The organism is Rheinheimera sp. WS51 (assembly GCF_050936095.1).
GTDB lineage: Bacteria > Pseudomonadota > Gammaproteobacteria > Enterobacterales > Alteromonadaceae > Alishewanella.
On record NZ_JBOTRC010000001.1, the window covers coordinates 707,231 to 720,610 of the forward strand.

Consider the following 13,380-nt stretch of genomic DNA (forward strand, 5'->3'; position numbering starts at 1 on the left):
CAGTTTATTTTGTTACAATAGCGCCATTCGCCTATCAAGGCTTAGTTATGGTGCTTTAGATGAAATTTCCTGGCCTGCGGAAAATTAAACATTACTTTCCAGTTTCTCAGCCTAAACCGCAATTACCGAGTTTAGAAGTCTGTCCCGAGTTAGATACTTATATTGTTGGTTTAGACCAAACTATTGTCGATGTTGTTGCCACTGTTGATGATGCTTTTTTAGCAAAATATGCTATTCCTAAAGGCCTTTCTAACTTAGTTGAGCATGAAAAAGCTAATGCTATTTATCAAGAGTTAGTAGAAAGCCAAGCTATTTCTGATCATTTTGCGGGTGGCACCATAGGCAATACTATTCATAACTATTCCGTGTTAGCTGATGATAAGTCGGTATTGCTAGGGGTAATGTCAGCTAATATTGCTTTAGGCTCGGCTGCGTATCATTATGTGCGTCATACTAGCTCTAAGGTAGATATGAATCATTTACATGGTGTTGCGGGTGATATTGGTCGTGGTATCACTATGATTACACCTGATGGTGAGCGCACTTTTGTTATTGATCCTAGCGATATGGATGAATTAAGTGCCGACTATATACCGACTGAGATTGTTCAATCGGCTGCTGCGGTTGTACTTAGCGCTTATCCATTACGGGCTGTCAACAAGCCTATTCAACAGGCAATGCTAAAAATGCTTGCTGATGCTAAACAGCAGCAAGTGCCTGTTGTAATGAGCTTAGGAACACGCCATTTAGTTGCTGAACATAAACAGAAAGTACTAGAAACTATCCAAGAATACGTTAACGTTGTGGCAATGAATGAGCTTGAAGCTGAAGCGTTAACGGGCATTGCTGATCCCTTACTTGCCGCTGAAGCCATTTTAGACTATACCGACATGGTATTAATTACTGCAGGTGCAGAAGGACTTTATTTGTGTGGTCATACTGAAAACGCATTAAAGCGCCAGAGCACTAACCCAATAAAATCAGCAAGTTTAGCTGATTTTAATCAGTATGAATTTAGTCGACCCATGTTAAGGCAACATTGTCAGGAGTCAATAAAAGTCTACTCGCATATTGATCCTTATTTAGGTGGACCTGAGTCAATTAAAAATACCAATGGCGCAGGCGATGGCGCTTTATCTGCTTTGCTGCATGATATGGCCGCGAATCATTATCACAAACAAGTACAGCCATTATCAGGCAAGCATGAACAGCCGTATTTAGCGTATTCTTCTTTTGCCCAAATTTGTAAATATGCTAACCGTGTAAGTTATGAGATTTTAGTGCAAAATGCCTCTAGGTTATCTAAAGGCTTACCCGAGCGTGAAGACTGTTTAGAAGAAGCGTACTGGGAGCGTTAAGCCTGTGTTTTAGCATCAAGCTTAACGAGTATAGTGGGTTTAAGAAAGTTAACCGCAATCAATTAATTGCGGTTAATCCTTGCTTGGTTCTTTCTAATATTTGTTGTGGCATAAAGCTTTCTGCGCTAGATTCCCGCATGGCTTGTTCAAACTTATCTGGCGCTGAGCCATTAAGTAAACTTCCCGGGATCAAGTTAGTATAAATCTGATCAAACCGGCGCACTTCTGTTTCACTTATGCGGCGAAATAGATGCGATCGGTTTAACTCTGACATATGGCGTAATCCGGCTGCAGCAATCATCTCCATACTAGCCTTAACGGTTTCTTTATGGTAGCGCGCCACGCGCTCAGCTTTAGTTTCAACTACTAAGCCTCTGGCTAAAGATGGGTTTTGTGTTGCAACACCGGTTGGGCACTTATTGGTATGACATTCTAAAGATTGAATACAGCCAAGTGCCACCATCATGCCACGAGCGCTATTACAAATATCGGCACCCACAGCAATATTTTTCACGATATTAAAACCAGTGAAGACTTTGCCACTGGCAATAACCTTAATTTGTTTTTTTAAGTTAAAGCCGACTAAAACATCGCAAACAAAAGCTAAGGCTTCACGTAAAGGCATACCAACTGAGTTGCTAAATTCTAATGGTGCCGCCCCCGTGCCACCTTCACCACCATCAACGGTAATAAAATCTGGTGCAAAACCTGTTTCAATCATCGCCTTACATAAAGCGATAAATTCACTGGTTCGGCCAATTGCTAATTTAATACCAACAGGTTTACCGCCAGATAACTGACGTAACTGCTGAATAAAATGCATCATATCTATAGGCGTATTAAATGCGCTATGGCTCGGTGGCGAGTCAACTTGGGTATTAGGCTCAACCAAGCGAATACGTGCAATTTCATTGGTATTTTTATCAGCAGGTAAAATACCACCGTGGCCAGGCTTAGCCCCTTGAGATAATTTAATTTCTATCATTTTAATTGACGGCAAAGTGGCTACTTGGCGAAACGGCTCAGGCGCAAAGTTACCTTGGGCGTCACGACAACCAAAGTAGCCTGTGCCTATTTGCCAGACTAAGTCACCGCCAAATTCTAAGTGATAATCGCTTACGCTCCCTTCGCCGGTATTATGGTAAAAACCGCCTAAAGCCGCGCCTTTATTTAAGGCACGAATAGCATTATTACTTAAGGCACCAAAGCTCATGGCCGAAATATTAAAAATACTGGCTTCATAAGGTTGAGTGCAGTGTGGACCACCAACAACAACCTTAGTAGGTGGGTTGTGGGCACTATGGTGTTTAGCCGCAAGTGAATGACCAACCCATTCGTAGCCAACACGTTGAGTGTCTAATTTAGTACCATAAGGTATTGAATCTAAATTACCTTTTGCTCGCTGATAAATAACTGAGCGATGCATACGGTTAATAGGAGCACCATCGGTTTCAGATTCAAAAAAATATTGGCGAACAAAAGGGCGTAAAAACTCCATTGCCCAACGGCCATGTCCAACGACAGGGTAGTTACGCAACAAACTATGGCGACGTTGAAATATATCGACAATACCACGAATAATAACCGGGATAATAACAAGCAAAGACCAAAGAATAGGCTGCCAAATAAGACTTATTAAACCAACAATAACTAGGGTAACAATAGAGGTAATAACAAATGCACGACGCATGACAATTCCATTAAATTAAAATTGAAAGGCTACAGTAGCCAAGTATATTGATTAGGCGGTTTGAAACACAGACTGTAGCAGCTTAAAACTGCCATTATCGGCGTCCATTTCAACCTTAGCTCCTACGGGAACAATAAACTGTTGTTTTATATGGCCAATCATAGCACCACGATAAGCAGGGATCTGCAGTGGTTTAATGTGATCGTCAAATATTTGATCCATGGTTAACCAGCCATAACCGCCAATAGGGTTGCAGCCGGTGCAGTCGCCAAAAATAAAGCCAGCAAGTTTATCTAATGCGCCCATTAACTTTAGGGTACTTAACATTCTATCAATGCGGTAAGGGGCTTCTTGAACATCTTCGACAAACAAAATTTTATTTGTAAAATCAGGTAAATAAGGTGAACCAGCTAAGGAGGTAAATACACTTAAATTACCGCCAATAATTTCGCCCTGTGCTTTGCCACTGTTGATGGTGATAATTCGGTTTTGTCGTGCTGCAAGTTCATCTCTGGCATCAATCACGTTTTCGTATTGCATACGCTCTTGTTGAAAAAATACCCGCCTAAATTGATCGGCATTAAAGCTATTCCAACTGCCAGTGCCATTAGGGCCATGAAAGGTAATTAAGCCAGTTTGAGCATGAATGGCATTATGTAAGGCTGTGATATCTGAATAACCTAATAACGCCTTAGGATTCTTTTTAATTAGCGCATAATCAAGTAAAGGGAGAATACGCGCCGCGCCCGAGCCACCCCGTAAGCAAATAATAGCGCTAACGTCAGGATCAGCAAACATGCTATTAATATCATCAGCACGATCTTGATCAGTTCCGGCTAAATGGCCACGACGAGAGGTTAAATGCTTACCAAGCTTCACTTTTAAGCCCAGCGCCTGCATGACTTCTGTCGCTATTTGCACGTCAAGCAAATGGTCGGTTGCCTTAGAAGGACTCACTAAAGCCACTGTATCACCCGGCTGTAAGGCAATAGGTAATATTTGCTTGCCTGAACCGGCCGCTGTATTTGCTACAGCGCCAGGGGCAGCAATAACATTAGCGCAGCCAGCTAAAGGTAGAAAGCTAGCAGCAAGGGCGCAACTTTTAATAAATTGTCGTTTATCCATCAGATAACTCCATTAGATAGACCTATTTAATCAAGACAAGGGTGTGTTTATCTAGAGCGACTTAAAATGCCTAACAGTATAGCTGAAGTGAAAAATGATAGCTGCTAAGCTTTGAAAAGACTTAGCAGCAAGATGCAGGTATGTAATTATTTCTTGCCTTTTTTAGCCGTTTTCTTTTTAGCCACCTTTTTCTTTTTAACGGGCACCTTTGCCGCTTTATGTTTAGGTTTTAAACCTTCAATAACCCGGGCTTTTAATCGTTGTTCTGTATAGCGTTCAATTTTAGATAACACCGCCATATCATGAGCTTCAACTAATGAAATCGCGATACCTTTTTTGCCAGCACGTCCGGTGCGGCCAATACGGTGCACATAAACATCAGCAGTGCGAGGTAAATCAAAGTTGATAACATGGCTAATATCATCCATGTCTAAACCCCGTGCAGCAACATCGGTTGCTAATAAAATAGATACTCGACCGCTACTAAAGCGCTCAACTGCTCGCATCCGTTTATCTTGAGGCATTTCACCTTGTAACCAAGCACAACGTAAGCCGGCTGTTTCTAGCTGGCCAGTTAAACTTGCTAAGCGCTCGCGTGTTTTAACAAAAACAATGGCTTTAGTTACATCTTCTTGTTGTAACAAATGAATTAATAGTGCCAATTTATGTTGAGCATCATCGGCTAGATGAAGCCATTGTATAATTTTGGCATTTTCTTTACGTGACGGAATGGCCTCAATGCGTTGCGGCTCTTTTAAGGCGTGCGAAGCAAAGCGCTCTAAAGCTGAACCTTCTAAAGTTGCTGAAAATAAAAAGGTTTGCCGACGACGACGTGCCTCTAAAATAATCCGGTTCATCTCGCCGACAAATCCCATGTCTAGCATGCGATCGGCCTCATCTAGAATAAGTAGCTCTACTTCATCGGCTTGAAAACTTTCTTCATCTAAATACTCGGTTAAGCGGCCAGGCGTAGCGATTAAGATGTCATTATTTTTTTCTAAGGTATCTTTATGACTACCATAATTAATGCCGCCGGTAATAACACCCACGTTGAGTGTGGTATGTTGGCTAAAAAACTTAAACTCATTATAAATTTGATAAGCAAGCTCTCGGGTAGGGGTCATAACTAATACCCGAGCAAACCCAGGATCTTTGCGGCCAAAGTCTAATAAATATTGAATAGCGGGTAAAACAAAGGCTAGGGTTTTTCCGGTTCCTGTAGGAGCGCTTGCTAATAAATCCATACCGTCTAGCGCTAGTGGAATGGCCATTTCTTGGATCAGCGTCGGGGCGTCATAGCCGCGGGTAGAAATAGCACGATTTAGCGCATCGTCTAGTTGGAAATCGGCAAAATTCATAATGTATCCTTTAACAAAAAAGTTGCTAGCCAGTGACAGCAACAATATCAGGTCGTAAACTGGCGACCGGAGGTGCTGATGTCAGCAGGTTTTCAGTGTAAACAGTTTTATATTGCTCACGACCGTTGTGCGATGAAAGTCGGCACTGACGGTTTTTTACTTGGTGCTTGGGCGCCTTTACCAACAACAGGTAAAATCTTAGATATTGGCGCAGGAAGCGGTTTAATTAGTATTATGCTGGCGCAACGTAGCCAAGGCCTAGTGCCTATTACTGCTATTGAACTCGATACTAGTGCAGCAAAGCAAGCTAGAGACAATATTCGCTTATGTCCATGGTCTAACAGCATTGATTTAATAACGGCAGATATTCTAGCCTATCAGCCTACAGAACGTTACCGTTTAATTGTGTCTAATCCACCTTTTTTTCAACAGTCTATGCCAGCGAAACAGGCAAATCGACAATTAGCCCGTCATACCGATAGTTTACCCTTTAACCGCTTACTAGAAAAAGCGGCAACCTTGCTAGATAACAACGGCGTTTTTGCCTTAATTTTACCTTCAGCGGTTATTGACGCTTTTATTCAGCTAGCACACAGTTCAGGTTGGCAGCTACAACAGCATTGTTTAGTGTTTACTAAAGCGAATAAGCCACAACGTAGCTTAATTTGCCTAGTGCCTGCGAATAGCCAAACAGCCTTAAAGCCTCGTCGCCAAACGCAGTTACTTATTCATAATCCTGATGGCAGCTATACGGCAGAATATCAGCAATTACTGGCCGACTTTTATCTTAAATTTGCAAACCGAAAACAGTAAGGTAAAACGTCTTAAAGCGACAAAAGGCTAGATAACCTGAGCAATTTCTTCCAATATCTGATTTATCCAGTCATTTAAGCGCTGATCGGTTAACTCGTATTGATTGTCTTCATCTAAGGCTAAGCCATAAAACCATTCGCCATCGTCAGTCATGGCTTTAGAGGCAATAAAGTCATAGCCCTCAGTAGACCAAAAACCAATCCGTTTGGTATTTTGAGGTGCAATTTCGTCATGCAGCATACCAACGGCGTCAATAAACCACTCGGCATAACCCACTTGATCGCCCATGCCATAAATAGCAATAATCTTATTGTTTAGATCAACCTCTTTAATATCTTGCCAATGGGCTTCCCAATCTTCTTGGATCTCGCCAAAGTCCCAAGTTGATAAGCCTAAAATTAAAATGTCGTATTCAGCCATTTTAGCAAGCGGGACTTGTTTAATATTGCACAGCTCAACATGATCAGGGCCAATTAGCGCTTGAATTTTTTCGGCTACTATTTCGGTATAACAGGTGGTTGAACCATAAAATAAACCAATTTTCATTGTGATCTCACAAGCTCAATAGTTTAAAGGTCTTGCCCTTAACTAAAAGCAGTTAAAAAAATTAAAATCGGCGCTAGTGTAGCAGATGCCGGCAGTTGGCAAAATCCTGAGTTTGCGCTATTTGCCGCTTAGGGTAACATGAGCGCTTAAAAGTGTAATGAAGAGTGTGATGACGACTAACACAGCTAAGCCTAAGCGGATTAAACCGCATCCGGACGACTCGGCGTTAATTGCCGAATTTTTGCAGCATTTATTTTTAGAAAAAGGCTTAAGCCAGCATACACTTAATGCCTATGGCACCGACTTAACCAAATTTGCTATATTTTTATGCCAGCAAAAAATACAGTTATTACAAGCAGATAGCCTAGTGGTTAATCGCTATGTTGCAAAGCGAGTTGATTTACAGTTTAGCCCTCGCAGTACGTCAAGAGCCTTAAGTAGCTTGCGCCAGTTTTATGCTTATTGCCATCAACAACACCGGATAACAGAAAACCCGTTAGCGCAACTGCTTAACCCTAAAGTAGGCCGAAGTTTACCGCAAAGCTTATCAGAGCAAGATGTTACACGGTTACTTGAAGCCCCTGACTTAACTGATACTATCCAGTTTCGGGATAAAGCCATGTTAGAAATTTTATATGCCAGTGGCTTGCGTGTAACAGAACTTACTAGCTTAACCTTGCAGCAACTTAATTTACAACATGGTTTAATTCGAGTGCGGGGTAAGGGCAATAAAGAGCGCTTAGTGCCAATGGGCGAAGAGGCTTTACATTGGTTAGGTCGTTATTTAGTTGAAGTGCGCCCGGTGTTAGCAGCTGACAAACAGCTTGAGGTTGTGTTTCCAAGTAGTCGAGCGCAAGAAATGACGCGGCAAACCTTCTGGCATCGTATTAAGTTTTATGCAAAAGTAGCGGGCATCAATAGTGAGCTATCGCCGCATACATTACGTCATGCTTTTGCAACGCATTTATTAAACCATGGTGCAGACTTACGCGTAGTGCAAATGTTGTTAGGTCATAGTGACTTATCGACAACGCAAATTTACACCCATGTTGCGCAAGCACGATTGCAAAGCATACATCAGCAGCATCATCCGAGAGGCTAATGCTGTTAAGATACAGCACGCCGATACAGATCACAGTACATCGATAAAGGTACAGTTAAAAATGAATAAAGTTATGTTAATCCTAGTGAGCTTAGGTTTTATGGGCACCGCTGTAGCAACTAGCGATAATATTGCGCCACAAAAGCCGGAATATAGCCAAGTCCAGCAACAGTTTTCACGCTTAAACTTAGAAGTAAAAGCTATTTCTGAATCTCCAGTTAGCGGCTTGCTACAAGTTTTTACCGATAAAGGCTTATTTTTCACCTCTGATGATGGCCAGTTTTTTATCAACGGAAAAATATTTGATCTTCATAACCAACAGTTAGTTAACGATAACCTAATGCAACCTTTTATTAAGCAGCAATTAGCCAGCATTAGTGATCAAGGCATTATGTATAAAGCGGATAATGAAAAATATGTTATCGATGTTTTTACTGATCCTAGCTGTGGCTATTGCCGTAAATTGCACAATGATATTACAGCTTATAATAGAGCTGGCATTAGTGTGCGCTATTTAGCCTTTCCTCGCGGTGGTGAAGAGTCAGCTACCTTTTTACAAATGCAGCATATTTGGTGTAGCAAAGATAGTAAAGGGGCGATGGATGCGGCTAAAAGTGGCGATAAAGTTGCCGCAACTATGTGCAGCAACTCCGTTAAACAACAATATGAAATGGGCACCTCATTTGGCATTAGCGGCACACCCGCGGTTATTTTACCAAGTGGCCGTTTAATTCCTGGCTATCAGCCTTTAAAACAATTATTAGCACAGTTAGAACAAGGGTAGAGTAAATGACTGTAGTACAGCGGCAGAGGGTACAGAAGCAGATGGTACAGAAGCAGATAGTACAGCGACCGTTACCTAAGGTTCTGCCACAGCTAACGGATAATATACACCCTGTTTTGCAGCGTATTTATGCCAGTCGCGGTATTACAGCCGCTGATGAACTGCAACGCAGTGCTGCGGGTTTGCTACCTTTTCAATTATTAAAAGGCATTGATGATGCTGTTACATTATTGGTTGAAGCGCTAACAGCCCAGCAGCAGATAATTATTGTTGGTGACTTTGATGCCGATGGTGCAACAAGCACAGCCGTGCTGCTTAGTGGTCTTAAAGCTTTAGGTTTTCGTTTTGTTGAATACTTAGTCCCTAACCGGTTTGAGTATGGTTATGGCTTAACACCAGAAATAGCCGAGCTTGCTGTAGGTCAGGGCGCAGAGTTAATTATTACCGTTGATAATGGTATCTCAGCGCTTGATGGCGTTGCCTTAGCTAAGCAAGCTGGGGTTAAGGTGCTAGTGACAGATCACCATTTAGCGGGTGCAGAGTTACCCAATGCTGATGCGATTGTTAACCCTAACCAGCCGGGCTGTCAGTTTCCAAGTAAAGCCTTAGCCGGTGTCGGTGTCGCCTTTTATTTATTAATGGCGTTGCGCAGTCATTTACGCCAGCAGCAGTATTTTACAGAGCATAACTTTCCTGAGCCCAATTTGGCTGAATTATTAGACTTGGTCGCTTTAGGCACAGTGGCAGATGTTGTGCCTTTAGATAGTAATAATCGCATTTTGGTGCATCAAGGTTTAATGCGAATTCGCAGCGGTAAGTGTCGTCCTGGTATTCAAGCCCTCATTGATGTTGCTAACAGAACCACAGCTAAGCTCACTTCAGCCGACTTTGGTTTTGCCCTAGCGCCTAGGTTAAATGCCGCCGGTCGATTAGATGATATGTCTATAGGCATCAGCTGTTTATTAACTCAAGATATCGGCTTAGCACGGCAATACGCAGCCGAGCTAGATGCGTTAAATGTGCAAAGGCGGGCTATTGAACAAAGTATGCAAGTTGAAGCGCAGGCTTTTTTAGCTAAATTATCTTTTGACGGCGCCGACTTACCCGAATGCTTATGTTTATATCAGCACGACTGGCATCAAGGCGTTATTGGGATATTGGCTGGGCGAATTAAAGAGCAATTTCATCGGCCAACTATTGCGTTTGCCCAAGGCGATGAAGGCGAACTAAAAGGCTCAGCGCGTTCTATAGCCGGTTTACATATTCGCGATTTATTAGAGCAAATTTCGACTCAGTACCCAGGTTTAATTAAAAAGTTTGGCGGCCATGCCATGGCTGCTGGGTTAACTATTGATGCCGAGCGTTTAGAGACCTTTAAATTAGCATTAAATTTAACCGCTAAAAAATTATTAACCCCAGAGCAACTTACAGCGGTTATCTATACCGATGGCGAGCTAAGTGGCCAGTGTTTTGATATTCATTTTGCGCAAATGCTACAAGACGCAGGGCCTTGGGGACAAAATTTTCCAGAGCCGGTGTTTGAAGGCGACTTCGCTTTAATGTCGCAAAAAATGTTAGCCGACAAACATTTAAAAATGATGCTGCAAACAGCCGATGGTAAGTTAGTTGATGCTATTTGGTTTAATGCCGACAATAAAGCTTGGCCTAATGTCAATATTAACAAAGTGAAATTAGCCTACCAGCTTGATATTAACGAGTTTAGAGATAAACAAAATTTACAATTAATTGTTCGGCATATGGACGCGATTGCTGACTAAATGGGCAAATACACTTAATAAGGGTTAAAAATAATCATTTTAAGGCTATTGCTAGTGAAAATAGCCGATGAGATGGCTGCACTGCCGCCAATAATTTTGCTACAATCGCTGCTTATTTTTTAGTCTTGCTTACAAGGTTACAATTAGCACATGTTTGAAGTGAATCCGGTAAATAGCAGCATCAAAGATCTAACAGAGCGTACAGATACCCTTCGGGGGTATCTTTGACTATGATGGCCGTAAAGAACGTTTAGAAGAGGTAACTCGGGAATTAGAAGACCCTCAGATCTGGAATACCCCTGATAAAGCGCAAGCCTTAGGTAAAGAACGTTCAACCTTAGCCCAAATAGTTGAAACTATCGATAAGTTAGATTCAGGTTTAGAAGATGTCGCCGGTTTGCTAGAACTTGCCATTGAAGAGCAAGACGAAGACACCTTTGAAGAAGCCAAAGCCGAGCTTGCAGACTTAGAGCAACAGCTTGCTACGCTAGAGTTTAGACGCATGTTCTCTGGTGATCATGACCAAAGTGACTGCTATTTAGATATTCAGTCAGGCTCAGGTGGCACCGAAGCCCAAGACTGGGCCAGTATGATAATGCGCATGTATTTGCGTTGGGGTGAAGAAAAAGGCTTTAAGCCAGAACTTTACGAAGTTACCGATGGTGATGTCGCGGGCATTAAAGGCTGTACCATTAAATTTAGCGGTGAATATGCTTATGGTTGGTTACGAACAGAAACCGGCGTACATCGCTTAGTGAGAAAAAGCCCATTTGACAGTGGTAATCGTCGTCATACTTCTTTTGCATCCGTATTTGTTGCCCCAGAAATTGATGACGATATTGAAATTGACATTAACCCGGCTGATTTACGTATCGACACCTACCGCGCATCCGGTGCCGGTGGTCAGCACGTTAACCGAACAGACTCAGCGGTGCGGATAACCCACTTACCAACAAATATAGTGGTGCAATGTCAGAATGACCGCTCGCAACACAAAAACCGTGATAATGCCTATAAGCAATTACGGGCTAAGTTATACGAATTTGAAATGCAAAAGCAAAATGCAGAAAAACAAGCATTAGAAGACACTAAATCGGATATCGGTTGGGGCAGTCAAATACGCTCATATGTACTAGACGACTCACGCATTAAAGACTTACGCACCGGTGTTGAAACTCGCAACACCCAAGCCGTATTAGACGGCGATTTAGATAAATTTATTCAAGCTAGCTTAAAAGCTGGTTTATAACCGTATTTATTGACCATGCAATCAGTGCATTTATAATCAGGAAAACGCTATGTCTGAACCACAACAACCACAACCAGAAGCCCAAGACGTAAATAAACTGATTGCTGAGCGAAAACAGAAATTGGCTGCGTTGCGTGAGCAAGGTAATCCATTTCCAAACGATTTTCGCCGCGACAGTACCTCTGATCAGCTGCTAGCAAAATATGCTGATTACAGTAAAGAGCAACTAGAGCAAGAAAAAATTACCGTCAGCTTAGGCGGCCGTATTATGACGCGTCGTATTATGGGTAAAGCCAGCTTTGTCACTATTGCCGATATGGGCGGTAAAATACAACTTTATGTGGCGCGCGATAGCTTGCCTGAAGGTGTATATAACGACCAGTTTAAAAAATGGGATCTAGGCGACATTATTGGCGCAACCGGCCATTTATTTAAAACTAAAACCGGTGAATTAACGGTGTGGTTAAGCGATATTCGCTTACTAACCAAGGCATTACGGCCGTTACCTGATAAGTTTCATGGCTTAACCGATAACGAGGCCCGCTATCGTCAGCGTTATTTAGATCTTATCTCTAATGAACAATCGCGCCATACCTTTTTAATTCGTAGTAAAACGGTTGCTTATATCCGTCGTTTCTTTAACGATGAAGGCTTTTTAGAAGTTGAAACGCCTATGCTACAAGCCATCCCAGGTGGTGCAACAGCGCGTCCTTTTGAAACCCATCATAATGCTCTGGATATGCAGATGTTTTTACGTATAGCGCCAGAGCTTTACTTAAAACGTCTGGTCGTGGGTGGCTTTGAAAAAGTATTTGAATTAAACCGTAATTTTAGAAACGAAGGTGTTTCAACACGGCATAATCCAGAATTTACCATGTTAGAGTTTTACTGGGCCTATGCCGATTATAATGACTTAATGGACTTAACTGAGAAGTTATTCCGCGGCTTAGCGCTAGACGTACTAGGCAGCCCTGAAGTGCCTTATCAAGGCGAAGTGTTCGACTTTGGTAAACCTTTTGCGCGTATGTCAGTGACAGAATCAATTTTACATTATAATCCAGAGCTAACTATCGAGCAGTTAAACAGCCGTGAAGCTGTTGCTGCTTTAGCTAAGTCATTAAATATTGAAGTTAAAGACAATTATGGCCATGGCCGTATTCTTATGGAAGTATTCGACGAATTAGTAGAAACGAAATTACGTCATCCTACTTTTATTACTGAATACCCAGCAGAAGTATCGCCATTAGCCCGTCGTAATGATGATAACCCTGAAATTACCGACCGCTTTGAATTCTTTATTGGTGGCCGCGAGCTAGGTAATGGCTTTAGCGAGCTTAACGATGCAGAAGATCAAGCTGCGCGTTTCTTAGAGCAAGTAGCTCAAAAAGACGCCGGTGACGACGAAGCCATGTATTACGATGAAGACTTTGTAACCGCACTAGAGCATGGTTTACCACCAACAGCCGGCCAAGGCATAGGTATAGACCGTTTAGTTATGCTACTAGCTGACGCCGCGTCTATTCGTGACGTTATCTTGTTCCCGCATATGCGCTTACAACAAGACAAGTAAATAAGCC

The 13,380-nt window shown here is 42.2% G+C and carries 11 protein-coding genes; 7 read left to right on the top strand and 4 right to left on the bottom strand.

The genetic code is table 11. The features are described from left to right. The first annotated feature begins 59 nt into the window (after nucleotides 1-59). A complete protein-coding gene (locus ACRCA4_RS03285; RefSeq protein ID WP_433184094.1) occupies nucleotides 60-1,358 on the top strand; it encodes an inosine/guanosine kinase in 1,299 nt (432 codons plus the stop codon). Nucleotides 1,359-1,416: 58 nt separating this feature from the next. On the opposite strand, the gene ACRCA4_RS03290 is transcribed toward ACRCA4_RS03285, so the two are convergent. The 3 genes from ACRCA4_RS03290 to srmB form a co-directional block, all read right to left on the bottom strand. After that, nucleotides 1,417-3,048, bottom strand: a complete 1,632-nt coding sequence (locus ACRCA4_RS03290) for an FMN-binding glutamate synthase family protein (protein WP_433184097.1) — start codon at nucleotides 3,046-3,048, stop codon at nucleotides 1,417-1,419. Nucleotides 3,049-3,099: 51 nt separating this feature from the next. Continuing rightward, nucleotides 3,100-4,173 (bottom strand): S66 peptidase family protein, encoded by a 1,074-nt coding sequence (locus ACRCA4_RS03295; protein WP_433184100.1) that lies wholly within the window; start codon nucleotides 4,171-4,173, stop codon nucleotides 3,100-3,102. Between the two features lie 146 nt (nucleotides 4,174-4,319). After that, nucleotides 4,320-5,531, bottom strand: coding sequence for an ATP-dependent RNA helicase SrmB (srmB, locus tag ACRCA4_RS03300; RefSeq protein ID WP_433184103.1), 1,212 nt, complete (start codon nucleotides 5,529-5,531; stop codon nucleotides 4,320-4,322). Between the two features lie 78 nt (nucleotides 5,532-5,609). Between srmB and ACRCA4_RS03305 the strand changes: the two genes are divergently transcribed. Beyond that, nucleotides 5,610-6,344, top strand: coding sequence for a tRNA1(Val) (adenine(37)-N6)-methyltransferase (locus ACRCA4_RS03305; RefSeq protein ID WP_433184106.1), 735 nt, complete (start codon nucleotides 5,610-5,612; stop codon nucleotides 6,342-6,344). Between the two features lie 27 nt (nucleotides 6,345-6,371). Here the strand turns inward: ACRCA4_RS03305 and fldB are convergent, their stop codons facing one another. Beyond that, on the bottom strand, nucleotides 6,372-6,890 hold the full coding sequence (gene fldB, locus ACRCA4_RS03310) for a flavodoxin FldB (protein ID WP_433184109.1): 519 nt from the start codon (nucleotides 6,888-6,890) through the stop codon (nucleotides 6,372-6,374). Between the two features lie 169 nt (nucleotides 6,891-7,059). Between fldB and xerD the strand changes: the two genes are divergently transcribed. From xerD to lysS, 5 genes are all read left to right on the top strand, one after another. Continuing rightward, nucleotides 7,060-7,992 (top strand): site-specific tyrosine recombinase XerD, encoded by a 933-nt coding sequence (gene xerD / locus ACRCA4_RS03315; RefSeq protein WP_433184112.1) that lies wholly within the window; start codon nucleotides 7,060-7,062, stop codon nucleotides 7,990-7,992. 61 nt (nucleotides 7,993-8,053) lie between these two features. After that, nucleotides 8,054-8,776 (top strand): bifunctional protein-disulfide isomerase/oxidoreductase DsbC, encoded by a 723-nt coding sequence (gene dsbC / locus ACRCA4_RS03320; protein ID WP_433184115.1) that lies wholly within the window; start codon nucleotides 8,054-8,056, stop codon nucleotides 8,774-8,776. 5 nt (nucleotides 8,777-8,781) lie between these two features. After that, on the top strand, nucleotides 8,782-10,554 hold the full coding sequence (gene recJ / locus ACRCA4_RS03325) for a single-stranded-DNA-specific exonuclease RecJ (protein ID WP_433184118.1): 1,773 nt from the start codon (nucleotides 8,782-8,784) through the stop codon (nucleotides 10,552-10,554). 150 nt (nucleotides 10,555-10,704) lie between these two features. After that, nucleotides 10,705-11,803, top strand: a protein-coding gene (gene prfB / locus ACRCA4_RS03330) for a peptide chain release factor 2 (RefSeq protein WP_433184121.1) whose coding sequence is annotated in 2 segments (ribosomal slippage) — nucleotides 10,705-10,779 and nucleotides 10,781-11,803 — 1,098 coding nt in all. Because the reading frame shifts where the segments join, the coding sequence is not laid out codon by codon here. A gap of 49 nt (nucleotides 11,804-11,852) precedes the next feature. Next, nucleotides 11,853-13,373, top strand: coding sequence for a lysine--tRNA ligase (lysS, locus tag ACRCA4_RS03335; protein ID WP_433184124.1), 1,521 nt, complete (start codon nucleotides 11,853-11,855; stop codon nucleotides 13,371-13,373). Nucleotides 13,374-13,380 lie beyond the last annotated feature (7 nt).